The following is a 26,819-nucleotide window of genomic DNA, read 5'->3' as shown; positions in this document are numbered from 1 at the left end:
GTTGATAACGCTTTAACGGGATATAAATAGCCTTTTTCTATCTCATTCCATTGAGTCTTATCGAGCGTACCTGCTGGGATTAAACAGTGTAAATGAATATGCTGACTTAAATTTTGCCCCCAAGTATGCAAGACGCTAGTCATTCCTAATTGGCCATGCCCTTTTCGGTTAGCAAATTTACTCAAGGTTTGCCATGCTGCTTTGAATAAACACTGGTATAAGACACTTGGGTTATAGTGAGCAATGGCATTAAGTTCATGAGGAAGCGTAAAGACAAGGTGGAAATAGCGGCATGGCAATAAGTTCTCTTGCTGCTTTTGTATCCACCTTGCCGTTGCCATTCCTTGACACCGTGGACAATGGCGGTCTCGGCAGCTGCACCCAATCTGCTGTGACTCACCGCAGTTATCGCACTGCCATGTTTGATAACCGAGCTGACCCGTTCTGCATGATTGAAGATGCTGACAGACGCGTAGCTGCTGATAGCTCATTATATGATGTTGCCGATAATGCCCAAGGCTCGAATTTAAAATATCAGCGAGATGTAAAGTGCTCATGGTTTAACCCAACTTGCGAGTAAATCAACACCGCCATGCCCCAATTCGGGTAACCAATGTAAGTAGCTTTGCGTGGTTTTAATATCACTGTGTCCAAGCTGATGTTGAAGTTGGTGCAATGGCATGCCTGATTCAAGTTGATGTGTTGCATAAGCATGGCGTAGTGCATGTGGATTACAGTGAGTTAAGCCGCAATGTCGTGCATGTTCACGTAATGGTCTCCTGAAGCTTGATGCTGACATGGGTTTATCCATTAACCATCGTGAATAAAACATCCAACCCGTTGGGTGATACATTTTCCAGTAACTACGTAATTGGTTAAGTACGCTATCGGAGGCCACCACATAGCGTGACTTATCTCCTTTACCTTGTTCAATCAAAATGGTTTTTCGCTTTCCATCAATATCTTGCACTTTAATATGTAAAAGCTCACCAATGCGTAAGCCACAACCATAGCAAACCACAATTAACGTTTTTAATCGCATATCCGTACAGTTTTCTATCAACCGCCGAATATCGTCTCGAGATAAATAGGTTGGTGCGCGAGTCTTCGCTTTTGGTAATGCGATATCTAGGTTCAGCGGTCGGTGTAAAATATGTTTAAACAAAAACCAAATACTATTTATTTGTACTTTTTGGCTTGCTCTAGAGAGTTTACGAATAGCCGGATCATTAAAAAGGTATTCAGTTCATCATCGGTAATTGAATCGAGTGGTTTATTGAAATAGTGACTCAGTTTAAGTAGATGCTCACAGTAACTTTTGCATGTACGTTGCGAATACCCTCGGTAGGCTATTTCTGTTTTGACTTGTTCTATGAGTGGGTTCATGCTTACCTCCAAGTTATGGGATAACCCCAAGGTAAGTGTGGCTCAGTTGGTGAGAGTAGGATCTCCGCGTAGCGGCTTAGTTCAACATTTTAATATCGAGCGATTGGGTCATTTTTCTACAGCAATCTGTCTCGTTTTTGTCCCATGACTATTGATAGCAAATTTAGGAAGTATTTACCAGTATTGAAGTTACGTTACATTGCTCTAAATGTGAACACGACAAAAACGACTCACAGGGTCGTTTTCCTGACTATGGAAGAAATTCAATAGACATGGATGTATATATAGTGGTTTAGGTGAAAGGATGAACGTCAGCTTTTCGCTCCATGCCGCCCTTAGAGCATTTACGTTAACTCATTTTGGGGCAGAAGCGGGTTTTTGGGTTTTAGCAACAAGAGTCAGTACCGCTTACACTGACCCGATATTGAGGTAGAGTTACTTGCTCGAGGATTTACTCGGCTTTAGGCCTGGAGTGTTTCCTGGAGTTTTTTTGTTGTCACGTCGACGTTGATCTGGCTTGCCAGTTGATTTGGCTTTTGGTTTTGGCCCTGGTTTCAAACCCATGATTTGATCCTTTTATTTAACGAGGTTATTCCTCGCTGTGTGATCTTTGAGCAATATTGATGGTTTTCAAGGTGTGTATGAAAAACAATCAAAAAATATCCTCTAAGTTCTCTGCTGGTAACTCACGTTTTGACGAACCACTTAAAGTGTATGGTGACCGGTTGGAGGCACAAGATGGATAGAATTGCCTCGGGTCCGCGACGGCTGAGTGTTGAAGAGATACAAGAGCTTCGTCGTGATATACAAGAATCTTCGGCCTAGGTTAAAGCTGAACTAAAGCCTCGACGATCAGTAAAAAATCAAAAAAGTTCTGCGCATGGTATAGGTGATGGTATCGAGAACAGCTAGCTTTCTAACTAGCTGCTATGTAGATATATTTTCTTCTGTTGATCTTCAAGTGGGAATAATGGCTCTAAAATGAGTTAGCATCCGCTTAAGAAAAAGGCGAATAAGATAAATATTCGCCATTTTGCTTGTTTTAGAAGCAGTTGAATCAAAAAAGTGATTTTTCACTTTACCTTTCAAAAAAGCGCTTTATAATGCGTCGACATTGCAGGGGCGTAGTTCCAATTGGTAGAACAGCGGTCTCCAAAACCGATGGTTGCGGGTTCGAGTCCTGCCGCCCCTGCCACTTCTTATTTTGCACTTCGCATTTTTTCAAAGTAAACTTCCTTAAAAAATTAAACTGCTTAGCCATGAATCCGATTTACGCAGATATTCTTGATATTGTACCGCTAAAGCTAAATTCTACATTTGCACATCTTGATCCCAACGCAGTTGTTGCTACTGATGTGAATGAGCTTCAGCAAATAGCTTTACCGACTGTTTTGTTGCAGGACTTTGAATTGGTAATGGGTAGAAAAATTGAGGTTGTCACGGGTAACACGATTGCACTTCAGGATAACCAATTGAGTTTACCGAGTGCACAACTAAGTACGGCTCAAAAGCGTGCGTTGTGGCAATTAATTTGGAGTCAACAAGATGCAAGTTAAGCAAGGTGGCTTACTACAATTTCCACTTAATGAAATAATGCAAGTAGAACAAGCCTGTCATGCTTTTCCTTGGAGTGAGAAAACCATGCAGTCCTGCCTTCATGGTCGTTACTTTAATACAGCTATTGTTGATGGTAATACGCTAGTGGGTTTCTACGTTGCAGAGCGTGCGGGCCCAGACTTAACCTTGATGGATATTTGTATTCGTCCTAATTACCAAGGTAAGGGCTACGCGAAGCCATTAATGGAAGATTTGTTAGCGCAAGCAGAGACCTTGCAGGCAGAAAATATCTTCCTTGAAGTAAGAGCGTCAAACGCTTCAGCAATCGCGTTATATCATCGCTATGATTTTGTCGAAATGGGCTTGAGAAAAAACTACTACCCGAGCACTCATGGTCGTGAAGATGCAATGCTCATGGCCTTACCATTAGCCTAAGTGACTATTATCCGTGGGCTGGTCTATCGATAGGGTGTAGCGCATAGCCTCAGTGAGCTTAAGCAAATAGTAATGGCGATTACTGTTTTGTGTTTTTTGCAAACTGGTTTCTAGTTCCCCTGCGGCTTCATGAATATTCATAAAGCCAAAGCAACCCGCGCTGCCTTTGATACTATGTGCTAGTGCCCTTAAAGATTCCCATTCCTGTGTATCATAAAGCTTTTGCAGCTCAACTAGCTGTGACGGTAGCTTTTCAACGTAATTTCGGCTTATTTGTAAGAACTTTTCGGTTTGTAACAAGGCATCCCATGAAGAGGACTTGCCATTTTGAAGTTCAAGGTACTCAAGTAGTAATTTACCTAGCAATTCTTTATCTATCGGCTTGCCAAGAGTGGCATCACATCCTGCTTTAATATGGTTGTCTATGTCGTGTTTCATTACGTTGGCGGTAAGTGCGATGATTGGTCCATCATAGGCGGCATGTCTGAGCATTTGCGTTGCTTCTTCACCACCCATGACTGGCATTTGCATATCCATTAAGATCAGTTGATAGTCTTCAACCAGCGCCATTTCAACCGCTTCAGCACCGTTATTAGCAATATCAGGAACTATGCCCCAGTTAGACAGTAGCAGCGTAATAAGCTCTTGGTTATCGGGATTGTCTTCCGCAACAAGCACTTTGGCATCAAGCTCTTTTACTGCTGCAATATGGGTTTTACTGTTATCCGGTTGTCTTGGTCGCTCAAGTGCGTTTAGCCAAGAGTAAGAGCGCTCTTTGAAATTACCCGAGACTTCAACAGAAAATAGACTACCTGCGCCTTGTTGGCTTTGAACATTTACGTCACCGCCAAGCAGTTGTGCTAGATTCTTTGATATACAAAGACCTAGTCCTGTGCCACCGAAGCGCCGAGTTGTTGTTGTATCAGCTTGCTCAAAAGGCTTAAATGCGCGCTCTAGCTCATTTTGCGACATGCCAATTCCGGTGTCTTTGATACTAAAAATAAACTTTTCAGATTCCGGTCTAAACTCCACCTTTAAATGAACGCCACCGTACTCAGTAAATTTCACCGCGTTTGTTGCGATGTTAAGCAAGATTTGTTTTAAGCGAGTAATGTCGGTGTAAAGCTTGTCAGGCAACGGTAGAATAAATTCTGTGGAAAAGTTCAGTAGTTTTTCATTTGTCATCGGCTCAATGATGGATTCAATATCATTGATGAGTGGCATTACCAAGACCTCTGATTCCTCCACATCTAGTTTTTCAGCCTCAATTTTAGAGAGGTCTAAAATATTATTGATAAGTTCTAAAAGGTGTTTAGAGTTTCTTAAAATTGTGTCTAGGTGCTGTTTTGAGGCAGGTGAATTAGGATTCTGTATAAGCTGCTCGGTAAACCCCATAATAGCGGTAAGCGGGGTACGTATCTCATGACTCATGTTAGCTAAAAAGCGACTTTTAAGCTGGTTTGCCTGCTCGGCTTCTACAATAGCAACTCCTAGCTTGCTATTAGTTTCTTCTAATTCTTTGGTTCTGTCTTCAACTTTCTCTTCCAAGTGCTCTTTGTAATCCTCAAGCTCTCGCTGAAAGGTCCGAATTTGGCCGATCATATGGTTGAAATCTCTGAAAAGAATGCCAACTTCGTCACTATTATGCTCTGGTAGCGCCACCATTAGATCACCATCTCCGACCCGGTGGCTCGCTTCGCCCAATAACTCTATTGGATTTAACAACAGGTTACGAACCACGATAAAAATCAAGATCGGTAGTGTAATCACAGATAAGATAACGATCAGTGCTGTGATCAGACTAATAGTTTTACCTGAGCGATAGAGTAGTGATTTGGGAATTGTCGAAATATAAAAGTAACCACCACTTAGTTGCGCGCTGTAGGTCATCCTTTCTACATTATCAATGCTATGAATAACGGTAGAGTCTAATTGCCCAAGATCAGCAATATAGCCTATTTTTTCTATTTCACTGGCGCTTAAATAGTGGCCAATGAGATTTGTATCTGAGCTGAATAATACCTCACCATCAATGCTCACCAAGAGGTTTAGCGTATTATCATACGGAGCTTCAAGTATGCTAGTACTTAAGAGAGAGGGAGAAACTTGTACGACGATATAGCCTTGTTGTCTAGGCTGCTTAAGTTCGTAATCTACACTGTAGATCTGCTGGACAAAATACAGTTGCGTACCTGCACTTGAGGCAACCATAAATTGATGTTGGCGTAAGTTACTTTGCATGATTTGTTTGGCAAAGGGATAAAGGTTCGGTGCTCCCCCTAAGTTACTAGAGTAAAATGCGGAGCTTCTGCCATTGGGAGATAAAAGATTGATACTAATGATATCAGGGTAGGCTTCACTATAACTGGCAAATACATCCATCAGTGCACCTAAACGCTTGGTTTTTTCCATCTTTTCAAGGTTGGCCGAATTAAGAAAATCACTGAGCACGGGAGAGGTTGAAAGCAGTTTTGTCGTGGACTGGTAGATCTCAATATAATTGAACATCTTTTGCTGTTGTTGTTCAACGAAACGACTAACAATGAGCTTGGCTTGTTTTTGCGTTGAGCTAGTTACATTCGTGAGCGTAAATCCGCCAAGAAACAGCAAGGGTAATATCACAAGCGGGGTGATATACCAAAGGAGTCGAATACTTAACTTGCTTGTTTTCATGGATAACTAGCTGCCTTGCTACACGAAATCTTAATGACAAAAAAATTAACATGAGTATTAAATCATAAGCTGGGGGAGGTGAATACTCAAGTTTGCTCAATCGCGGCGAAAATAAGATAAAAGGTGGGGATAACGTAAAAAAGCCTCCAAAAGGAGGCTTTTTTTTGAATCAAATTCTAAAGAAGATTAGAAGTTATACTTCATACCTACTGAGAATCTACGACCATTAACATCATAGAACTCGCCTGAGTCGAATGTTGCTGGTGTACGAGGAGGTTCTTTATCAAATAGGTTACTTACACCTAGACGAAGTTGTAAATCCTCTAACACGTATGACTTATACATGAAATCCACAGTTGTATATGATGAAACTTCGTTGAAGTTATTAGCTTCAATAGTCCAATCTTTGTCATCAACCGTACTATGGCGGTAATTAACCGTTAACGCGTAAACTGATTCATCTTGCGAGTACACCGCTGTAAAACGGCCTTTCCAGCGTGGTGAATCGTCAGTTAGTCCAGTAAAGCTACGTAAGTCGTCAGCACGGCCTGTTGAGTTTTGAGTGTCTTTTTGAATGTAAGTCGCGGCTAATTTTAAAGCAACCTCACCACTCATGGCATCAAATCGATATGCCGACTCTAGATCGTAACCTTTCTTTACTATTTGTGCAGAGTTAATTGGGCGTTGATAGAAGTGTTCAATATCGCCATTTTCACCGCGAACTAAGTTTTTACAAAATAAGTTGTCAATTGATTCACTTTCATAACAGTATTTGATTATGTCTGCACGACCAAAGTATTGAATTGCGCCGTCAATTTCGAATGACCAATAATCAACAGTAAAATCTAGACCTTCGATAAATTCAGGTGTATAGATAAGACCTACAGTTAAGTCATTAGACACTTCGTTCTTAAGTTCGGTGTTACCAACGATTGAACCTTCAAGACTGCCGCCCGCAAGCCATTCTGAAGAAGGCATCCAGCCCTCTGGTAAGCCGTCAGCTTGGCAGTTTCTAATAATGTTTTGTTTGTACTTGTAATCGTCACTTAGCTTTTTAATGCTGTCAGCACGACAGATGTCAGCACGGCCAGAGCTGTATTGTGTTGATGACGGTGCAAATAGATCACCTAAGCTCGGTGCTCTGACTGATTTTGAACGGTTAACGCGTAGTCTTAACTCTTCAGTTATACCCCAATTAAGTGCTAGCTTCCAAGCATCATCTCCACCAGTCACTGAATAATCCATATAACGATATGCACCTTCAAATGTTAAGTCTAATGCAAGAAATTCGTCCACGAGTAATGGTACAGATAGCTCCATTGAAAGCTCGTCAACTTCAATTTCACCATGCATTGGTAAGCTAGAATTACCGAAGATTAAGCCTTTTTCCATATTTTCAGATGGTGTTTTTTCAGCAACTTCGCGACGGTGCTCGGCGGTAAATGCAGCACTCACATAACCAGCAGGAAGCTCAAATAGAATACCATCGACGGTGGCTGCAAAAACAGCTTGATCATGTCTTGCAAAACGGGTCGCTACAGTCGAAATATAACCCATTTGCTCCGCAGTTGCTGATGTTGCACCCATAGGATTAAATGGTACACAGCCTGCGATTTGGCCAATGATCTTACCTTTACTATCACGGTCTACACATACAGTTTGACCATCGATAACGGCTGAGTTAACTGCGTTTAGTAAGTTTTGTTCAAGAACTTCACCTGTCCAAGTTGTATCTTGCTCCACGCGGCCAAATTGGAAATAGGCACTGTAACTCCAATCATCATTGATAATCCCTTCGGCACCAATAGATGAACGGAAGACTTCACGCTCTTGTTCGTAGTTACGGTCACCCCAAAGGTTTGAGTTCGCTTGATATAAAGTTACGCTATCAATACCTTTGACTAAATTACCATCTTTATCTTTGTATTCTACGCTATCCATGATATTGCCCATTTCATCGCTCACAAAGGCATTATCACGATAGATCTTATAGGCGAAGAATGTTGGACCACTTTCAGTTGTCGAGTCTGTTTTTGACCAAGTTGCGTCAAATGTCAGAGCATGCTCATCATTCAGTTCGTAAGTACCGTACGCAGAAGCGATTACTCGCTCTAGAGGTGTTCTAAAATAACTTTTTGATCCTTGAGTAAATACACCATCACCTTTGTTGTATTCATCGTGGAAGTAGCGGCCAGCAGCTAAGTCTGAAATAGCTGAATTTGGATCTGGGATCAAACCTAACCCATAGTTAAATGGTTGTAATGAACCATCTTCTTGAAATGCAAAGTGGTTATTTAAATATACATCACGAGTTTTATCTGCACCCGGAGCGATAGCAAAGAAATCACCTTTTTCAGAATATCTAGCGAGGGCCGTTTGACCGTTTAGTACGATATTCCCAGGAATGCCATCTTTGCTTCCTGTGTCAGAAGGGTTGGCTATCGATCGCATTGAATTTCTGTAGAAATCGCGGTCAAGCTTTGCGTAGCTTTCGTTTTTCGTATAATTCAACGAGGTAATGAATGAAAGCTTGTCTAGCTCTTGTCCGCCAGTAATTGAGAAAGAGTAATCTTCACCGCCACTTTGTTCAGGCTTCACGGTGGAGATATCAACTTCTACGCCATCAAATGACTTCTTGGTAATGATGTTTACAACACCAGCGACAGCGTCCGCACCATAGACTGCTGCTGCGCCGCCTGTTGCGATTTCTACACGCTCAATAATAGAAGTAGGGATGTTGTTTAAATCTACCGCAGTGTCACCAACAGATCCTGGTACAAAGCGACGGCCATTAACTAATACCAGTGTACGTTCTGAGCCTAAACCACGCAGATCAGTAGTATTTAAACCTGATGCATAGATGTAGCTGGTGGTATTTTCAGGAGATAGGCCAACACTAGCTTGAGGCATTTCAGCTAAAAGGTCATTTACGTTGGTGATGCCTTGGTTTTCAAGCTCTACACCACCAATTACAGTAACTGGTGTAGGTGAAGTTAGGTTCACACGTTTGATTCGTGAACCGGTAACTTGAATACGCTCTACTGATTTAGCTTCTGTTTGTTCGTTTGCAACAGCTACTGAACTGCTTACGGCACCAGCGACTAAAGCAACTTGGATTCCAGCGGTAACTAGATTTAACTTCTTCAACATTTTGACCCTTATTTACTTTGTTTATAACGATGGCCGACCCTTTCCATACTTTGGAAGGCGACATATCGCAATATAGGTGCTGCGTTTTTACCATAAACAATTGTTAAATATAGGTTTTGTCTAAATGTGTATGATGTTTAAAAAAGGTGTAATGTGTGATTTTGTTGTTCCTTATTTGGTTTTCTTTATTGTAATCAGTTGGTTACAGTGGCTCTTTGTGTCATCTTTTATTTACGGTTAGTAAGTGTTTACAAATGCTGTTATTGTTTTGAGAACAATAAATTTAAATTTGATAGAAATGATATAAGTTTCAGTTTGAAATTTAAGCTTTTTTGTAGCTGGAATTGTAATTTTTATGTGGGTTTTGCTGTGCTAAAAGTGAGCACTTGATGTTTTGAGGGGAATTCGACAGGGAACTTTTTTAGATAGGCCGAAAATCAACCTATCTCTTTATGGAAAATAGCTAATTTTGCATAGCTTTTAAGCGTCTGAGTTTGAGCTGCTCTTGAATAGCCTTTCCTTGGTAGCCGTCTGCAATGATCTCTTGTACATCGATGTTGCGAGTTGCTAAAAAGTTCTGTGTAAGTTTGTCACAAAGAGCACGTAAATTATCACTTACCTTGCTACAAATATAACAAAAGCGCTCTAGTTTCTCAGGTCTGCGCCATGCGTCTATATTTTGTAAGATAATAAGCCATTCATCAGGGGTTTTACTTTCTTTGCTCAATAAATCGAGATTTGCGATAAGCTCTTTGCTGCTTTCTAAGTAAATATTAGGCACTTTAAATCGTTTTGCTTGCTCTAACTGAATCAAGCAAGTACCCGAAAAGTAACAGGCAAGGCTGAATTGTGCTAATCCATCCAACTCATCATTCTTTTCAAGTCTAGAGAGTGCACTTTGAAATTTTCCATATGCTGCTTGATCCCACTCTGGGATGTATGGAGAAACAAATTCACGTGCACCTAACGCTGAGATCGTATTTAGAAAGTGTCCTAATCCGTTATCTTGTATTGTTTTTTCTATTTCTAGCCAAATACGCTCTTTGGTTAAGGTTTTTAATTCATCGTTAGCGACCATGGTTTGCATAAGGTGCCAAGTTTCAGTTGCAATGGTGAAGTTGTATTCTTTATAGCGAGCTGCAAAACGCGCTACTCGCAGCACTCTAAGTGGATCTTCACTAAAAGCGCTGCTGACATGGCGTAATATTCGGTTTTCTAAATCTTTTTGACCGCCATAGGGGTCAATAAGCGAACCATCATCATCTTTAGCAATTGCATTAACGGTAAGATCTCGGCGAAGTAAATCTTCTTCCAAGCTTATTTCTGGGCCAAAATCACAAATAAACCCAGTGTATCCTTGACCACTTTTACGCTCGGTGCGCGCAAGAGCGTGTTCGTCTTTTGTGATGGGGTGCAAGAATACAGGGAAGTCGCTGCCAACTTGCTGATAGCCCAGCTCACTCATTTGCTCTGGTGTGCTGCCAACGACCACATAATCTTTTTCTTTTATTGGGCGCTCTAGCAGTTCATCTCTAACTGCACCGCCGACGAGATAGATTTTCATTTGCTATATTCCATTTTATGCGATTCAAGGTTTTATCTTGAACCGGATTTTGCCATTATAGAGCGCATCATAACAATAAAGAGACAAGTCGTGTATTTACGCTATTTTGGGTTAACTGAAAAACCCTTCTCGATTGCACCAAATCCTGAATTCTTATTCCTTAGCGAACGTCACAAGGAAGCACTTGCACATTTAACCTATGGGTTGGGTGACGCGGGTGGCTTTGTACTACTGACTGGTGAGGTTGGTACGGGGAAAACCACAGTTACACGGAGTATGCTGGCTCAGTTGCCTGAATCAACGAAGGTTGCTTTTATACTTAACCCATCGCTATCGGAGCTTGAACTGCTTGCGACGATTTGTGATGAGCTGGAAATTGACTATGACAGCAACAACGCCACGTTAAAATCGCTTACCGATGTGATTAAGCATAGATTGTTAGAGAACCATCATAGTGGTGGTCATACAATGTTGATCATTGATGAAGCTCAGCATTTAGCACCGGAGGTACTTGAACAGCTTAGGCTGCTGACTAACCTTGAAACAGATCATAAAAAATTGCTACAAATAGTATTAGTGGGTCAACCAGAGCTACAGCATTTGTTGCAGCGCAACGAGCTGCGGCAATTAGCACAAAGGATCACGGCGCGTTATCACTTACTGCCACTTAGCGAATCGCAAGTGTTTGCTTATATACAGCATCGTCTGCAAAAAGCCGGCTGTCAGCAAGCTTTGTTCCACCATGATGCGGTAGCCTATGTACATCAAGTGACAGCAGGGATCCCAAGATTAATAAATTTGTTGGCCGACAGGTGTTTATTAGGGGCATACTCGGCATCGCAAACTCAGGTAACGAAAGCAATCGCTGTTCAAGCAGCAAAGGAGGCGCTACCCACTAATTTAGTGCCAGTTGCAAGCCAAGAAAAGAGTCGCGTGCCATTATTTTTTTCGGTTTGGCTTGGTATGTTATTTGTTGTGGGCTTTGGTTTGGCAAAATTGGTGTAGAGGGAAACATGTCGTATTTAACAAGAGCTATGAAACAGTCACAGCAAGGTGCAGATGCCGAACAGGATTATTTGAGTCAACGCCAAGACGCCCAACTCATTTTCTATAAAAAGCTCGTTACCTATGCCGGTGCGGGTCTCTTGTCTTTGTCTTCACTTGGGGTGGGGTATTATATCGGTAAGATAACGACCCCAGTAGAAGTGCAACCAGCAGTAACGACTAAAGTGGAGGCGAAAAAAGAAGAGCAAGCTGAGCTTTCTACAGATCTTGCGGTGGAGCATAATCAGCAGGTGAAAAAGGCTAGTGTTGCTAGTCAAGAAGTGAGTACACCAACGACAACTTCAGCGACAAACAACACTGTTAATTCTAATCTAGAGGCACAAACTGCTGAGCCTGAGCAGCACTTCCAGTGGGTGTCTGTGCAAATTGGCGTTGATAACCAAGGCAAGCCTTTATATCAACAACAATTGGTACCGGTAGATTCTGTTAAAGCTGTACCTGTCGTGTCAATCCCTACATCGGATGTCATTCAACCTAATCAGGTTACTCAAGACTTATCTCCAGGAGAAGTCCAAACGGCTGGGGAGTACGCGGGCTATCGCGTATTTGGCGCTAAGCCAAAACCACAAGATGATGAACTTGCCGGGGTATCTGAAGAACTTAAAAAAGCCTTTGCAGAGGCGGTAAAAGAAACAGCACCGCATGAAGAGCCTGAGGTGCTTGCTACTACTAAGGAGTCTGCTTCAGCTACGCCCATCGCGCTGCTGCCTGCCCAATTGCAAAATAGTATTCCAAGCTTGCGCTATCAAGCACATATTTATGCTACCGACTCCCATGAGCGGTGGATAAAAATAAACAATAGACCTTTATATGAGGGTGATAGTCTAGGGGCTTTGACCGTTGTAGAAATTACACCAGAGCAAACACGTTTTGATTTTGACGGGATTGAATTCAGCCTTGAGGCAATGGAGGACTGGCTGCCTTCATATTAAGGCAGCATTGAATGTTTAAAAAACCGAATAAGATCAAGCTTGAATTCTTCGGGCTTGATCGCTGACTCTAGCTCATCGTTTGCTTTTTTCGCGCTTAAATCGATATCCTGAACTTCAATGTAATGCATGTGCTTAGCGTGATAAAACACTTTAACAACGGGTTTTAGCGGCGTTTTGGGATTGCTTTGGGCAATAACACCGACCTTACCACTAGTGAGTTTTACTAAGGTGCCCACAGGGTATACGCCAATGCAAGCAATAAACTGGCTTAGTAGTTGTTCGTCAAAATGGTGAGGGCAGCCTTCACGCATTAACTTAAAGGCTTTAATTGGTGTCATACCTTCTTTGTAGACGCGCTCGGCGGTCAATGCGTCATAAACATCTACAATAGCGGCCATTCTGACATGCTGTGGTAGTTCGTCCGCGGTTTTGCCATAAGGATACCCTGTACCATCTAGGCGCTCGTGGTGATAGCCCGCAATTTCACAAGCAACTCGTCCAAGACCTGCATTGAGCAAAATATCAAAGCTGTATTTAGCGTGTGATTTCATAATGCCGTATTCATCTAAGCTCAATTTTCCAGGCTTATGTAAAATATCGTCGGGAATTTCTATCTTACCAATGTCGTGGAGTAGCGCGCCTGTGGTCATCTCCTCGGTTAACTCTCTCGAATAGCCTAGGTGCTTACAGAAAATAGCCATTAAGATAGAAACATTAATAGAGTGCTCCAATAGATAGGCGTCTTTTTCTCTGATCCGCGCGATACAGGATAGTGCATCTTGATTGCGAAATACGGAGTCAATAAAGCCGCTTGCTGTTGCTTTAAAAGCCTCTATTTCTATCGCTTTACCCGCTTTAATATCCGCAAACGCTTTGCTTTGAATTGCTTTTGCTTCGTCGTAAAGTGTCACTGCGTGTTGCATTTCTGCATCAACACTACACTTGCTCTGCCATGGATCATGCTCTGGTTTATGCGGCTCTTCTATATTTTCATCATGAGGTGGTTCGTCGTGAGGGTCGTGTTCTGAAAGGCGCTTACTGGGATCGACCGTTACCTCTAAAACACCACTCTTTTGTAGTTTTGTAATGCTTGTTTTCGTTCTCACCCAGCCTTTGGTTTTAATCGCAACTGAGCCTGTCTGCTTTGTCACACCGACAACAAACATACCTGGCTCTAAATCACTGATATTAATGTTAATCTCTGGCATGAAGGTTCCTTAAGTTGTGTCTTTAAGCGTAGCAAAACTTGGTAAAATAGAAAGGATTAAAATATAAATATGATTGATTTTCCCCCAATAAACCCGCATCCTGAAAGAAACAAAAAGGAGTCTATCTTATGCGCTTATCTCCCTTGGTATTAGGCCTCATTGCCACGTTGTCTTGGCATGCGAATGCCAATTTGAAACAACAAGTTGCAGAGTCTATGCCTGAACTTGAGTCTTTGTACCTACATTTACATCAAAACCCTGAGCTCTCTTATAAAGAAGAAAAAACAGCAGGGCGTTTGGCGGATGAAATGCGCAGATTTGGTTATGACGTGACTGAAAATGTGGGTGGCTTTGGTGTTGTTGGCATGCTGAAAAATGGTGATGGTCCAACGGTGATGATCCGAGCCGATACCGATGGTTTGCCAATTATTGAAGAAACAGGGAAGTCGTACGCGTCAAAAGTTAAAGTGAAAGATGATGCGGGGAATTTGGTTGGTGTGATGCACGGTTGTGGTCACGACATCCATATGACCAGTTTAATCGGCACGGCAAAACAGCTAATGGCTAACAAGGAAAAGTGGCAAGGTACATTGATGTTAGTTGCTCAACCCGCTGAAGAAGTGGGTGGCGGCGCAAAAGCGATGTTGAAGGAAGGGTTGTATACTCAGTTTGCTAAACCCGATCATGTGCTTGGTTTGCATGTAAGTGCTGCGGTTCCTGCCGGTAAAGTGGCGATCGCACCGGGTTATGCATTGGCGAATGTTGACTCAGTTGACATCATTGTCAAGGGTAAAGGGGGGCATGGAGCCTATCCACATACTACCATCGACCCTGTGGTACTAGCATCTCGAATTGTACTAGGACTACAGACCATTACATCACGAGAGATCTCTCCGTTAGAGCCGTCGGTGATCACTGTAGGCTCTATTCACGGTGGTTCTAAGCACAATATCATTTCAAACGAAGTGAAGCTTCAACTGACGCTACGCTCTTATAATCCGGATGTGCGTGAGCAACAAATTGCGGCGATAAAACGCCTGACTGCAGGCATAGCAAAAAGTGCAGGATTGGAGGACAGTCTTGTGCCTGAGGTTATCGTTCATGAAAGCGAAAGCATTCCATCTACGTATAATAATCCGGAGTTGGCTAAGTTTGTAACTAGCGCTATTAAGCAGGAAATTGGTGCAGAAAATGTTGAGCAATCTCAGCCGGTGATGGCTGGTGAAGATTTCGGTTTATATGGCCGTACTGACGACAATGTACCAATTACAATTTTTTGGCTAGGTGGTGTTAATCAAGCGGTATTCGATGCGGCACAAAAAAGCGGAGAGCCTTTACCTTCATTGCATTCTAGTCACTTTGCGCCAGATTACCCTATCGCCATCGCAACTGGAGTTAGAGCGATGACTAATAGTGCACTTGCTTTGTTTAATCAAAAATAAGCTTTATCTAGCATTTTTATCTAGCATAGTAAAAAGGTAGCCTTGGCTACCTTTTAGTTTTTAGTCTTTGTTTGCTGCTGCAAGCATTAACTCTCTATTGCGCTCTAGTTTTACCAGCATCGCATCTGCAATGGGTTTGAACTTAGCGAGCTCAGACTGAGGTAATGGTTCAGACTTTGGCAGTTTTACCGTTTTAGGATTTCGGTGTACGCCGTTCACCAAAAACTCATAGTGAAGATGAGGACCTGTCACGCGGCCGGTTGCACCGACAGTACCAATTTTCTGCCCTTGCTTCACTTTTTGACCTGTCTTAACAGCACGCTTATTCAAATGTAAGTACTTAGTCACATACTTACTGCCGTGCTGAATAAACACATAATTACCATTGAGTTTATTGTAACCAGACTTTAGTACTTTACCATTACCAGAGGAAACCACCGGCGTGCCTACGCGTGCCGCATAGTCTATACCATTGTGAGACGATACTCGGCCAGTCACAGGGTGAAGGCGACGCGGATTGAAGCTGGAGCTGATATATTTGAAGTTAACTGGTGCTCTTAAGAAGGCTTTTTTCATGCTACGGCCTTCAGGGGTATAGAACTCGTCATCAGTATGACGAACCGCACTGTAACGCTCGCCCTGATTGATAAATTCTGCGGCAATAATTTTACCATTACCGATTTCTTCACCGTCTACATAGTGCTTTTCAAACACTAAAGCGAAAGAGTCACCCTTACGAATATCGTTTGCAAAGTCGACATCCCAACCAAAAATATCGGCGAAGTTCATTATTTGGCGTTCGCTAAGACCCGCTGAAATACCAGCGCTCCAGAAGCTGGAATTGATCTTGCCACCTGCCGATTTTTCGCGACTTTCGATTTCCTTGCTTTCGATTTTGGTTTCGTAATTACCCTCGTCGTTTAGGGTGACCAATAAGGTATCCGTTTTTGACAAGATGTATTTTAATTGAGCTAATTCACCACCATCATTGCTAGCAAAGCTAAGCACTTCTCCCGGGTGGATTTTAGTCAGCTTGCGGGTTTCTGCGTTGGTATTGACCAGATTGTGTAACGTTTTGGCAGAATAACCTGCGCGTTTAAAAATCACGGCTAGGCTGTCGCCAGACTTCACTTCGTGGTCTTTAAATTCAAATACAGGTTGTTTAGGGGCAGACTCAGGCGTGATGACTGGCGCTGCATCTAATTCAGTAAGTTGCTCTGTTTTTTCTGATATTTTTACTGGCAACTCGTAACGTTTCCCAACTTCTAAAGCTTTTCCGTCATTGTCTTTTGAAGCCGTTGCTTTTTCAGAGGGGATCAGGGCAATTCCGACCATCGCAGATAGGAAGCCGATGATGAGCACTTTGTGCTTTTTGGGGAGCTTATGAACCACATGAACCATAATGCGCCTTTTCTGCTGTCAAGAATTATTGTAGATAATATTGCAGGATATACGTAATAAACCCGTAATACCAGCGTTTTGTGCATTTAAACTCGGATAAATATAGGCTAGAATCGAGCGATTACAAGTTATAGCTGTTGGAGTGAGAATAGTGGATTTAGAAACTGCATTTGCAGAGATTAGCCGTGGTGCAGAAGAAATTCTGTTGCAGGATGAATTAAAAGAAAAGCTGAAGTCAGGTAAAAAACTACGTATTAAAGCGGGTTTCGATCCAACAGCGCCTGATTTGCATTTAGGACACACAGTGCTAATCAATAAAATGAAAACCTTTCAAGACTTAGGCCATGAGGTGATTTTCTTGATTGGTGATTTCACCGGTATGATTGGCGACCCAACGGGCAAAAATGTAACTCGTAAGCCACTCACTCGTGAAGATGTACTGGCAAATGCAGAAACATACAAAGAACAGGTTTTCAAAATCCTTGATCCTGCCAAAACCACAGTTGCATTCAATTCTGAGTGGATGGAAAAGCTTGGCACAGCCGGTATGATCAAGCTTGCTGCACGTCAAACTGTGGCACGTATGCTTGAGCGCGACGACTTTAAAAAGCGTTATGCAAATGGCCAAGCAATCGCAATCCACGAATTCTTATATCCACTGGTTCAAGGTTGGGACTCGGTTGCACTAGAGGCGGATGTTGAGCTCGGTGGTACCGATCAGCGCTTTAACCTATTAATGGGTCGTGAGCTACAAAAAGACGAAGGGCAAAAGCCGCAAACAGTACTGATGATGCCGCTACTTGAAGGCACCGACGGCGTACAGAAAATGTCTAAGTCACTAGGTAACTACATCGGTATTACTGATGCGCCAAACGACATGTTCGGTAAAGTGATGTCGATTTCTGACGATTTAATGTGGCGTTACTACGAATTGTTAAGCGCAAAAACACTGGATGATATCGCTGCACTTAAAGAAGAAGTTGCAGGCGGCCGCAACCCTCGTGACATTAAGATTGAATTTGCAAAAGAAATGATTGCTCGATTCCACAGTGAAGCTGACGCTGAAGCGGCGCATCAAGACTTTATCAAGCGTTTCCAAAAAAATGCCTTACCTGATGAGATCCCTGAAGTCACCGTAACTATTGAGGGTGAAAGCACGTTTATCACTAACTTGCTAAAAGAAGCCGGTTTAGTGGCAAGTACTTCAGAGGCGATGCGCATGATCAAGCAAGGCGCGGTTAAGCTAAATGGCGAAGATAAAGTAACAGACACAAAATTAGAAGTTGCGAAAGGTTCTTGTGAAATCTACCAAGTAGGTAAGCGTAAGTTTGCGAAAGTTACGGTAAACTAAACAAGCTAATCTACTTGTTATAGCCGAAGAGGTCAGTGTTTTACTGGCCTTTTTTGTGGTTGTTACAACATTAAGCTAGCAAAATTTATAATCACAAGCAGTAAGGCGGAAGTAGCAATAAATAGCCAGCGCATTTGATTAAGTAGCCCGAGTAAATGCTGAATATGCTCAGCTGAGGGTTGCGCTTTTGCACCTACCCGCATCACATCATAACGTTCACCAAAATAAAAGCGCGGCCCTGCGAGCTGTGTATGTAAATTTGCGGCAAAAAAGCTCAGTGCCCATCCGGTATTCGTTTGGCTAAAGTGACGGCCGTAGTATTTAATGTAGTGCCAAGTTTGCTTTGGTCTAAGTAGCAATGAAAAGCAGGTAATTAATAATCGAATGGGTACAAACTCAACGAGCCAAATCACGCGGGAAAGGCTTGTCATAAAACGGGCTGAGGGGAGCATTACTTGCCGCCAAGCATGGTCGCATAGCAGTAACAGTTTATAAAATAGCGCGAGATAGGGGCCTGCCATTAGATACAGTAAAGCAATGACAAAAAAATGGCGCAGGGTATTTAATGCGGTGCTATCTATGGTGGCTTTACAAATACCAAGCTCTGTTAGCTTCTCTACATCTCTTGCTACCATTCCTTGCAACACGGCTCTTGCGGTTACTTTTTGCTTTGACTTTATCAGCGCGGAAATACGCTTAGCACGGCTTTCATGGCTAATATCTAAGCATAAAAACAACACCAGCCCACCGAGCCAATTAGGATAAAAAGCAAAGCTAATAATCGCATAAGTTAATACGGTGATGGTTAATATAGGGAGGAGGAATCCCAGTGTGCCTGATAACAGTTGATAACTAGAAGCCGCTTTGGGGCGATAAACTTTTTCGGCAATCGCTTTAAATATAAGGCTAAGAATAAGATTAGGGTGATAAAGTGTTGATAACCTTACCCCTAGACTGGCAAAAATCGCCAGTAAGAAAATGATCAGGCCCTCATGGGCCTGAAGCAAGCTGTCGAGCACTAAAGCGTAACCTTATCCAGCTTATTAAGTAGTGCCATCACCATTTTAGAAGAGTTAACAGAAGCGACTTTTAGATACTCTTCGAATGATTGCGGTGATTCTTTGCCGGCGATATCAGATAGCGAGCGGATCACAACAAATGGCGTGTTTAAAGAATGACAAGCCTGCGCAATTGCCGCACCTTCCATTTCTACTGCTAACATCGTAGGGAAGTCTGCACGCGCCTTGTCGATGCGTACTGGGTCGCACATAAATGAGTCACCCGTACAGATCAAACCAACCATAGTTTGAATGCCTTCAAGCGCATGTACGCTTTGCTCTGCAGCTTCAACTAATTTTGTGTGCGAAGTAAACGCAGCAGGCATTTGCGGAACTTGACCAATTTCATAGCCAAATGCAGTAACATCAACGTCGTGATGACGTACTTCATTTGAAATCACCACATCGCCGACGTTTAGTGATGGTTCAAAGCCACCTGCAGAACCCGTGTTGATCACGCAATCTGGCGCAAAGTTGTCGATAAGCAAAGTTGTCGCAACCGTCGCTGCCACTTTACCAATGCCAGACTGTACAAGCGTTACGTCAAGACCAGCCAGTTTGCCGGTATAAAAAGTAAAGCCACCTTTGGTCAATGTTTGCGGGTTTTCCATGGTGTTACGCAAAATGGTAACTTCTTGCTCCATTGCGCCGATAATGCCTACTTTCATCAAAAGATTCCTAATTTGTGGTGGGGAAAGCCCCAGTGTCAAAATTGCTTTTATTATACGAAAGGGGTTTTGATAGGTAAAACAAAAAACGGGCTGACGCCCGTTTTGCTAGATTTCTGCCAACTGAGTTGACTGTGCTTTTGCCTGTGAAGGAGACAGTACCGCAGGTTTGTAGGTGCGGTTTCTGGTTTTCTTTGGCATCTCCACTTTTTGGCCAAGCTTGAATAGGATTGCCGCACGGACCTCAGCGCTTTGGTAGCCACTTTTGATTTTCATACGAATGTGTGGAATACCCGCAGATTCCAGAGCGCCACTTACAAACCAATCTTTTTGTGCTTTATGGCCGTTTTTATTGGCGTTATTGACCAAGTCAACAGCGGCAACAATTTTCAGTGTCTCTTTGTCTACCAAGACATAATCCAACTGCTTATTCTTAGCTTTAGTTACCGCAGCACGACGTGCTTTTGGAGAGATACCCGGCTTGCACTCAATCACATCAATGAGCTTAATGCGGCTAACGATTTTATATCTATCGCCAACGGCACGTTCTAATAAATGTAGAAACGATGCTTCAACGGTGGTAAAAACAGATTCTTTACGATTAAATGGATAAGGATTGCCACCCACATCGGTGTACTTAGAAGCGACAATGGAAGCAACGACCACTAGAGCCAAAATAGCAAGTAACGCAAATTCCATACAAAACTCCAAATCAAAAAAATGACATCTGTGGTTTTATAAGCAATAGCTGTGCCATAAAATTACTTTACGGCAAGTCATAAGAATTTGTGTGGTTGGCTATGGAGGTGGACTATTTGTCGTATAGGAACGTATCTGACAGTGTTAATCGCCGTGATGTATTTCAGACCTGCGTCGACTAATTAATAGTTTACTATCAATAGGAATAAACTCACTAGCGGCACGGATCAGTGAGGCGGCGGTAAGCTGCGGCACGCCGTAAACTTCGACTCGGGTATGGTATTTATCTCTGAGTTTATTCGCGAGTAAATCAAAATCACCATCACCAGTTACTAGAATTATTACATCGGATCCTGACGCGCATTCCATGGCATCAATGGTAATGCCAACATCCCAATCACATTTTGCGGAGCCATCGGCACGTTGAATATAAGGCTTTAACTTCACCTCAAAGCCAATCGCTCGCAGGATATTTTGGAACTGCTTTTGTTTGTCGTCACCCCGTTCGCTGGAATAGGCAATGGCTTGATATACCTCGCGATTAGCCGTTGCTTTACGCCAAAACGCGTTATAGTCAAAGCCTGTTTGGTAGGCTTGTTTGGTGGTGTAATAAACATTTTGAGCGTCAACTAAAATGGTGACTTTTTCCATAATGGACTCTTAGCAATAAATTTGCTTTATGATAGCAAGATTAGCGTTTGTTTAGCCATTTACTCATCGCGGCATCATAGGCTTTTTTAATGGCACCGCCATCGCAAGGGCGAGGCGGAGTACGCCAGTTATTACTTAATCCCTCTGGTGTAGGAATACTCGGATCGAGCCTAACCTCAGTATAGCACAAGCCATTTTCACGGTAGACTTTATAATGTGGTGTGGACGCGAGTAGCTCTCTTGGCTTGCTCGCAGCACTGGTTTGATGCGCTTTAGGTACGGTGATCTGCTGCGGCTTTTTTTGGTTTTGGCTGAGTACAACGTCACTGGGAGTGGGCTCTAAAAGTTGCTGACGAAATTGAGAGATTGCTTTGCGATGGTCTAACTTTTTAGGTTGCGTGACGACTGCTGCTTTGGCTATGTGCTTGGTTGTACTTTCAACCGTAGGCTTTTTTGGTTCCGTTTGCGCAGTTTTTAGTACTTCAACCGTATCGTCCTTCAGCGTCGGTTTTAACTCCTTTACTGGCTTATCTTCAGTTATCGCTGGTGTCTCAATATGCTCCACCTTGGGCTTGGCAGGCTCAATAACCAAATAGGTTTTCATTGCCTTAATTTCTAAAGGCTTTGAGGGGATATAAATACTTTGCTGCAAATACCAGCCGAGCAGTAGATGCAGCACAATAGAGCCAATAATGGTGAAACTAATTAGGTTGTTTTGGAGCGGCCGCATTATTCTTATTAATCCTTGAGTTATGCAGAGTTAGAGCTTAATCAACGTGTAAATGTTCCCTCAATAGACGAATTATTCTGTGATTAGTTGCGCCGATATGTGTTTCAGTAAAGTTAATTCACGCAAAATGGACATCCCTTTGTTATTTGCATCAGCAAGTTTAGCTTCATTGTGGGCTATGGCTTGATTTATGTTAATCCACAAAGGTTTCATACCATTAGCAAGTTCGTAATTCTCCATGGTTGGCAGATCAAATTTGCCACAGATCTCACAAACGTAGCAATAAGAAATAATATGTACATTATCATGATCTGGTTTATACCAAGGACGATACTCTTCATAGCGACCAAAAGGAGTGAGACCTGTAATGGATACTGCACCAGTTTCTTCTTTTAGCTCGCGCTCTAATGCTGCTTCTAAGCTTTCCCCCTCGTTAACGCCACCACCTGGTAAGGTGTAATCGTCATAACGTTTGGTGTAAAGCATAAGAATGTCGTTGCCTCTAAGGACTATGGCGCGAGTGGTCTCTCTAGTAAAGCAGCTGCCTTGAAGCGGAATGACTGGGGTGTTGTTTAAGCTTTGCATGGGGGTTTTAACTTCAATTTAGGTAACAAGAATGGGTTTACAAAACGATACGCCTGCGTAAAAGCGGCGTATCGCGAATGAAGATATTAAAACGGAGCAGGGTACGCTTTAAATACAGTATCAATCTCGGCTAAAGATTCTGCACATAGCGGTTGTTCAAACGCTTGAATATTTTCTTTGAGCTGTGCCATGGTTGTCGCGCCGATGATGGTTGAAGTCACGCCATCGACTTGATTACACCAAGCTAGCGCCAGTTGCGCTGCAGTCATATTAAATTCTTTGGCGATTTCTAAATATTTTGCAACTGCTTCTTGTGCTAGTTGTGTGTCCCTAAATAGGCCCTGTCTTTGCACTAAGGTAAAGCGGCTTCCTTCAGGTCTTGCGCCCCCTAAATACTTACCGCTCAGCATACCACCAGCCAATGGCGACCAAGGTAAATAGGCAATATCTTCGTTTACGCAACTCTCAATCAAGTAAGGCCAATCTTTGGCATGTAGCAAGCTAAACTCATTTTGAATTGAAACCGGCTTCGGTAGGTCGTGCTGCATCGCCAAATTAAGGTAAGTGTGAATGCCCCAAGGCGTATCATCAGAAAGACCCCAATGGCGAATTTTACCTGCTTTAATACAGCTCGCTAAGCCTTCTAAAATATCTAGCATGCCAGCGCGTTCTTCGTCGTGGTCAAGTGCACTCAAAGGCACTATGCCTGGCCATTGTTTACCAAAGTGCGGTGAAGTACGGTTTGGCCAATGTAGTTGGTAGAGGTCGATATAGTCGGTATTCAGGCGCGCTAAAGAATCGTCCACCGCTTGGATCACAGATTGTCCCGTAATAGCACCGCCTTCACGGATCCAAGGTAATCCGCTGCCTGCAATCTTGGTTGCAAGCACGAGCTTTTCGCGCTTTTCTTGGTGCCGCTTTAGCCAATTGCCAATGATGGCTTCGGTTTTACCATAGGTTTCAGGTGAGGGAGGGACCGCATACATTTCAGCGGTATCAATGAAGTTAATACCACGGCTTAGTGCATAATTGATTTGCTCGTCGGCATCATGCTGGTTGTTTTGTACGCCCCAAGTCATGCTTCCTAAACAAATGCGCGAAACTTCTAATGGGCTACTACCAAGTCGTGAGTACTTCATGCAGGCTCCTGATTGATTGCTGAATGGTTAAATATAGCCAAAGTAACGGATTTAGTACTTTGAACTGTATTGATATTGTTAGCATTATCTCTGTTTTGCAGTGCAACTTGCAACAGACATCAACACAAGTATAGCCCAGAACACTAAGGCCTATGTTCAAGATTGCAACAGTTGGAAAATTAGCACATAATAAACACTGTTTATTTAGACAGTGTTTTAACGTGCGTAAATTTATTCATATTGATATGGACGCGTTCTATGCATCGGTAGAAATGCGCGATAACCCCGAGCTTGCAAAGGTGCCGATGGCGATTGGTGGGCAGAGTCATCGTGGGGTGCTATCCACGGCTAACTATATTGCTCGGCAATATGGCGTGCGATCGGCCATGTCGAATTATCAAGCGAAAAAACTCTGCCCTCAGCTGGTGATTGTACCGGGGAGAATGGAGGTCTATAAGGCAATATCGCAACAAATTCGCGCTATTTTTACCCGCTATACTGAGCTAATTGAGCCACTGTCTTTGGATGAAGCCTATCTAGACGTCACTGAGTGTCAGCAATGTAATGGCAGTGCAACGCTTATCGCCGAGCAGATACGAGCGGATATAGTTGCAGAGACGGGCCTTACGGCTTCGGCGGGAATTGCGCCAATCAAGTTTTTAGCCAAAATTGCCAGCGATGAAAACAAGCCCAATGGTCAGTGTGTGATCCCGCCTCACCAAGTGAGCGCTTTTATTGATGCGTTACCCCTTAAAAAAATTCCAGGTGTAGGTAAAGTGACTCAACAGCGTTTGCTAGCCATGGGACTTGAGTATGGCCGAGATATTAAGGCACTGTCTGAAACTCAGTTACGCCAGTCATTTGGCAAGTTTGGCGCTGTATTATGGCGGCGTTGTCAAGGTATTGATGAGCGCCGAGTTGAGACCGACAGAGTGCGTAAATCGATAGGCGTTGAAACCACATTTGCAGAAGACACGCTCGACCTTGATACCTTAAAACAAGTCATAAAAGAAAAGTTGTTACCTGAACTGACTCGCCGAGCACAGCCTTATTTACAGCGCGGTTTTAATAAGCTTGGCGTTAAAGTGAAGTTTTACGATTTCACCCAAACCACCAAAGAATGCCAATACCAGCATATTGATTTGCCCGTTTTCGAAGAGCTATTGATTGAAGCAATGTCACGGCAAAAGTTTAAACCCGTGCGCCTCGTGGGCTTACATTTAGGGCTAAATGAAAAGTCTAACACACAAGCTCAACTGGGGCTTTTTGATGGCTAATTCTGACCTACCTAGACTAAAAGATAACTGCAATTAGTTTAATTTGTGCTAGCTTCGAAGTTGTCGTGCAACAAACTAATCACGCGAACCGCGTGTAATTAAAACAACAACAAGAGGTAAGCATTATGCAATCCATAATGATCGTACTCTTCGGCATCATAGGGATGTTATTTGGATGGTTTGTCTATTCCAAATTTATTGCTGAAAAAATATTTAAAATGGATGACAACTTTGTCACGCCGGCGCATGAGCTTGAGGACGGCGTAGATTATGTTCCCACCAACAAAGTGGTATTGTGGGGGCATCACTTTACTTCAGTCGCAGGCGCAGCACCAATTGTAGGTCCAGCTATCGCTGTTTATTGGGGTTGGGTGCCAGCTGTGCTTTGGGTTGTATTCGGTACCATATTCTTTGCGGGTGTCCACGATATGGGCGCGCTGTGGGCAAGTGCTCGCCATAAAGGCAAGTCGATGGGCGCGTTGTCTGAAAGCGTGATTGGCAAGCGCACGCGTTCATTGTTTATGATAGTGGTCTTCCTTGTACTGCTCATGGTGAATGCCGTGTTCGGCGTGGTGATAGCAAACTCCTTCGTGGGTAACCCAAATGCGGTATTCCCCGCTTGGTCTGCTATCGTCGTGGCGCTTATCATCGGCCAATTACTGAAACGCAAAGTGCCGCTAGTACCACTCTGTATTATCGGGGTTATTGTGCTCTACGCGACCATTTATATGGGCAGTAGTATGCCGATCACCTTACCAACCGAAATGTTTGGTCTAAGCGACAAAGCCAATTGGATCATCATTCTGTTTATCTATGCTGCCGTGGCGTCATTGTTACCGGTTTGGATGCTATTGCAACCTCGTGACTTTATTAATGGCATGCAGCTGTTAGTGGGATTAATCCTGCTATATGGTGCAGTATTTGTCGTCATGCCTGATATCACCGCGCCTGCGTTTAATACCCAAACGGTAGAAAACACCCCGAGTATTATCCCCTTGCTGTTTGTGACTATTGCTTGTGGTGCGGTATCAGGTTTCCACGGTATTGTTTCGTCGGGAACGAGTTCAAAACAACTAGACAAAGAAAAAGACGGTCGTTTTGTCGGCTACTTAGGTGCAGTTGGTGAAGGCTCACTAGCACTTATCACTTTGGTCGCCGTGAGTGGTGTGATGCTCGCAGTATCACCTGAAGAGTGGCACGAAATTTATAGCCACCTTGGTGCTGGCAGTGTATCAGCCTTTATTAACGGTGGCTCAAATCTTATCAGTACAGGCTGGGGACTACCAGTCGAAATCGCATCAACTTTACTTGCCGTTATGGTTGTACTTTTTGCAGGCACTACCATGGATTCTGGCGTTAGACTTCAGCGTTATATTATTCAAGAGTGGGGTGAGATCTATAACATCAAGTTCCTGAACAACGGTATCATCGCGACTTTGTTGGCCGTTGCATGTTGTTTGCTACTCGCCTTTGGCGCTGGTGGCGCATCGGGTAGTGGTGGTATGGTGATTTGGCCGCTGTTTGGTTCAACCAACCAAATCTTGGCAAGCTTAACCTTGTTGGTTATCTCAGTGTATCTTATCAAACTAGGGCGTCCCGCTAAGTACACCTTGATCCCTATGGTATTTGTGCTGGTGATGGCGTTTTTTGCTGGAGTGATCAAGCTAGGTGAATACTACCAAAAAGGCAATTGGCTGTTGGTTGTGCTTGACGTCATCGTGCTGGTGGTCAGTATTTTGGTGATGTTAGAAGCTTGGTCTGTGATCAGCAAAACCAAAGCGAAACCAGATGAAGCCCGTGATATGTCGTAGTTCCCTTGGAACTTGACCACAAATCACCTATAGTCGG

General features: G+C 43.1%; 23 protein-coding genes and 1 tRNA gene. 9 read left to right on the top strand and 15 right to left on the bottom strand.

Translation table 11 applies throughout. The features are described from left to right. The 3 genes from ABMY45_RS12505 to ABMY45_RS12495 all read right to left on the bottom strand — a co-directional run. Window positions 1-557: transposase zinc-binding domain-containing protein (locus ABMY45_RS12505; protein ID WP_349288942.1), on the bottom strand; the 557-nt coding region annotated here is incomplete at its 3' end. Continuing rightward, entirely contained in the window at window positions 554-1,165 is a 612-nt protein-coding gene (locus tag ABMY45_RS12500) for a tyrosine-type recombinase/integrase (RefSeq protein ID WP_340071988.1), read from the bottom strand. The genes ABMY45_RS12500 and ABMY45_RS12505, both read right to left, overlap by 4 nt. 14 nt (window positions 1,166-1,179) lie before the next feature. Beyond that, a complete protein-coding gene (locus tag ABMY45_RS12495; protein ID WP_349288941.1) occupies window positions 1,180-1,386 on the bottom strand; it encodes a phage integrase N-terminal SAM-like domain-containing protein in 207 nt (68 codons plus the stop codon). 1,118 nt (window positions 1,387-2,504) lie between these two features. Here ABMY45_RS12495 and ABMY45_RS12490 point away from each other — a divergent pair. The 3 genes from ABMY45_RS12490 (at window position 2,505) to rimI (ending at window position 3,378) form a co-directional block, all read left to right on the top strand. Beyond that, window positions 2,505-2,581, top strand: a tRNA-Trp gene (locus tag ABMY45_RS12490). A 64-nt stretch (window positions 2,582-2,645) separates the two neighbouring features. Next, window positions 2,646-2,942: a hypothetical protein gene (locus ABMY45_RS12485; RefSeq protein ID WP_102057456.1), complete on the top strand. Its 297-nt coding sequence runs from the start codon at window positions 2,646-2,648 to the stop codon at window positions 2,940-2,942. Continuing rightward, window positions 2,932-3,378, top strand: coding sequence for a ribosomal protein S18-alanine N-acetyltransferase (rimI, locus tag ABMY45_RS12480; protein ID WP_010605967.1), 447 nt, complete (start codon window positions 2,932-2,934; stop codon window positions 3,376-3,378). Before ABMY45_RS12485 ends, rimI begins: the two co-directional genes overlap by 11 nt. Here rimI and ABMY45_RS12475 read toward each other — a convergent pair. The 3 genes from ABMY45_RS12475 to ABMY45_RS12465 all read right to left on the bottom strand — a co-directional run bounded on the left by ABMY45_RS12475 (window position 3,370) and on the right by ABMY45_RS12465 (window position 10,765). Continuing rightward, window positions 3,370-6,051 (bottom strand): ATP-binding protein, encoded by a 2,682-nt coding sequence (locus ABMY45_RS12475; RefSeq protein ID WP_174169758.1) that lies wholly within the window; start codon window positions 6,049-6,051, stop codon window positions 3,370-3,372. The two genes, rimI and ABMY45_RS12475, sit on opposite strands and share 9 nt — an antisense overlap. Window positions 6,052-6,237: 186 nt before the next feature. Continuing rightward, window positions 6,238-9,201: a TonB-dependent receptor gene (locus ABMY45_RS12470; protein WP_010605969.1), complete on the bottom strand. Its 2,964-nt coding sequence runs from the start codon at window positions 9,199-9,201 to the stop codon at window positions 6,238-6,240. 463 nt (window positions 9,202-9,664) lie between these two features. Next, on the bottom strand, window positions 9,665-10,765 hold the full coding sequence (locus tag ABMY45_RS12465; protein WP_349288940.1) for a tRNA nucleotidyltransferase: 1,101 nt from the start codon (window positions 10,763-10,765) through the stop codon (window positions 9,665-9,667). Window positions 10,766-10,855: 90 nt separating this feature from the next. Between ABMY45_RS12465 and ABMY45_RS12460 the strand changes: the two genes are divergently transcribed. Together ABMY45_RS12460 and ABMY45_RS12455 are read left to right on the top strand one after the other, a co-directional pair. Beyond that, window positions 10,856-11,770, top strand: a complete 915-nt coding sequence (locus ABMY45_RS12460; RefSeq protein ID WP_010605971.1) for an AAA family ATPase — start codon at window positions 10,856-10,858, stop codon at window positions 11,768-11,770. A gap of 8 nt (window positions 11,771-11,778) precedes the next feature. Beyond that, window positions 11,779-12,762 carry a general secretion pathway protein GspB gene (locus tag ABMY45_RS12455; protein ID WP_349288939.1) on the top strand — a complete coding sequence of 328 codons (984 nt, stop codon included), beginning with the start codon at window positions 11,779-11,781 and terminating at the stop codon, window positions 12,760-12,762. Here the strand turns inward: ABMY45_RS12455 and ABMY45_RS12450 are convergent. After that, window positions 12,759-13,970 (bottom strand): HD-GYP domain-containing protein, encoded by a 1,212-nt coding sequence (locus tag ABMY45_RS12450; protein WP_349288938.1) that lies wholly within the window; start codon window positions 13,968-13,970, stop codon window positions 12,759-12,761. The two genes, ABMY45_RS12455 and ABMY45_RS12450, sit on opposite strands and share 4 nt — an antisense overlap. A gap of 128 nt (window positions 13,971-14,098) precedes the next feature. Here ABMY45_RS12450 and ABMY45_RS12445 point away from each other — a divergent pair, with 128 nt between their 5' ends. Beyond that, entirely contained in the window at window positions 14,099-15,412 is a 1,314-nt protein-coding gene (locus ABMY45_RS12445) for an amidohydrolase (protein WP_010605974.1), read from the top strand. A gap of 60 nt (window positions 15,413-15,472) precedes the next feature. Here the strand turns inward: ABMY45_RS12445 and ABMY45_RS12440 are convergent, their stop codons facing one another. Then, window positions 15,473-16,813, bottom strand: coding sequence for a peptidoglycan DD-metalloendopeptidase family protein (locus ABMY45_RS12440; RefSeq protein WP_010605975.1), 1,341 nt, complete (start codon window positions 16,811-16,813; stop codon window positions 15,473-15,475). Between the two features lie 151 nt (window positions 16,814-16,964). Here ABMY45_RS12440 and tyrS point away from each other — a divergent pair, with 151 nt between their 5' ends. After that, window positions 16,965-18,164, top strand: a complete 1,200-nt coding sequence (gene tyrS, locus ABMY45_RS12435; RefSeq protein WP_102057449.1) for a tyrosine--tRNA ligase — start codon at window positions 16,965-16,967, stop codon at window positions 18,162-18,164. Between the two features lie 62 nt (window positions 18,165-18,226). Here the strand turns inward: tyrS and ABMY45_RS12430 are convergent, their stop codons facing one another. The 7 genes from ABMY45_RS12430 to ABMY45_RS12400 form a co-directional block, all read right to left on the bottom strand. After that, a complete protein-coding gene (locus ABMY45_RS12430; protein ID WP_174169764.1) occupies window positions 18,227-19,183 on the bottom strand; it encodes a cobalamin biosynthesis protein in 957 nt (318 codons plus the stop codon). Continuing rightward, window positions 19,183-19,890: a 5'-methylthioadenosine/S-adenosylhomocysteine nucleosidase gene (gene mtnN, locus ABMY45_RS12425; protein ID WP_349288937.1), complete on the bottom strand. Its 708-nt coding sequence runs from the start codon at window positions 19,888-19,890 to the stop codon at window positions 19,183-19,185. Before mtnN ends, ABMY45_RS12430 begins: the two co-directional genes overlap by 1 nt. A gap of 108 nt (window positions 19,891-19,998) precedes the next feature. Next, a complete protein-coding gene (locus tag ABMY45_RS12420; protein WP_010605979.1) occupies window positions 19,999-20,589 on the bottom strand; it encodes a DUF2726 domain-containing protein in 591 nt (196 codons plus the stop codon). 144 nt (window positions 20,590-20,733) lie between these two features. Continuing rightward, window positions 20,734-21,240 carry an NYN domain-containing protein gene (locus tag ABMY45_RS12415; RefSeq protein WP_010605980.1) on the bottom strand — a complete coding sequence of 169 codons (507 nt, stop codon included), beginning with the start codon at window positions 21,238-21,240 and terminating at the stop codon, window positions 20,734-20,736. Window positions 21,241-21,280: 40 nt separating this feature from the next. Next, complete coding sequence (locus tag ABMY45_RS12410) at window positions 21,281-21,970, bottom strand: hypothetical protein (protein ID WP_010605981.1); 690 nt, start codon at window positions 21,968-21,970, stop codon at window positions 21,281-21,283. Between the two features lie 72 nt (window positions 21,971-22,042). Then, complete coding sequence (locus tag ABMY45_RS12405; protein WP_010605982.1) at window positions 22,043-22,555, bottom strand: NUDIX domain-containing protein; 513 nt, start codon at window positions 22,553-22,555, stop codon at window positions 22,043-22,045. Window positions 22,556-22,641: 86 nt separating this feature from the next. Then, window positions 22,642-23,694, bottom strand: coding sequence for an aldo/keto reductase (locus tag ABMY45_RS12400; protein ID WP_349288936.1), 1,053 nt, complete (start codon window positions 23,692-23,694; stop codon window positions 22,642-22,644). Window positions 23,695-23,846: 152 nt separating this feature from the next. On the opposite strand from ABMY45_RS12400, the gene dinB reads away from it, so the two are divergent. Together dinB and ABMY45_RS12390 are read left to right on the top strand one after the other, a co-directional pair. Then, entirely contained in the window at window positions 23,847-24,971 is a 1,125-nt protein-coding gene (gene dinB / locus ABMY45_RS12395; protein ID WP_349288935.1) for a DNA polymerase IV, read from the top strand. Between the two features lie 125 nt (window positions 24,972-25,096). Next, window positions 25,097-26,782, top strand: a complete 1,686-nt coding sequence (locus tag ABMY45_RS12390; RefSeq protein WP_010374688.1) for a carbon starvation protein A — start codon at window positions 25,097-25,099, stop codon at window positions 26,780-26,782. Window positions 26,783-26,819 lie beyond the last annotated feature (37 nt).

The sequence above is a fragment of the Pseudoalteromonas sp. XMcav11-Q genome (assembly GCF_040104525.1).
GTDB lineage: Bacteria > Pseudomonadota > Gammaproteobacteria > Enterobacterales > Alteromonadaceae > Pseudoalteromonas.
This window is presented reverse-complemented; position numbering and strand designations above follow the sequence as displayed.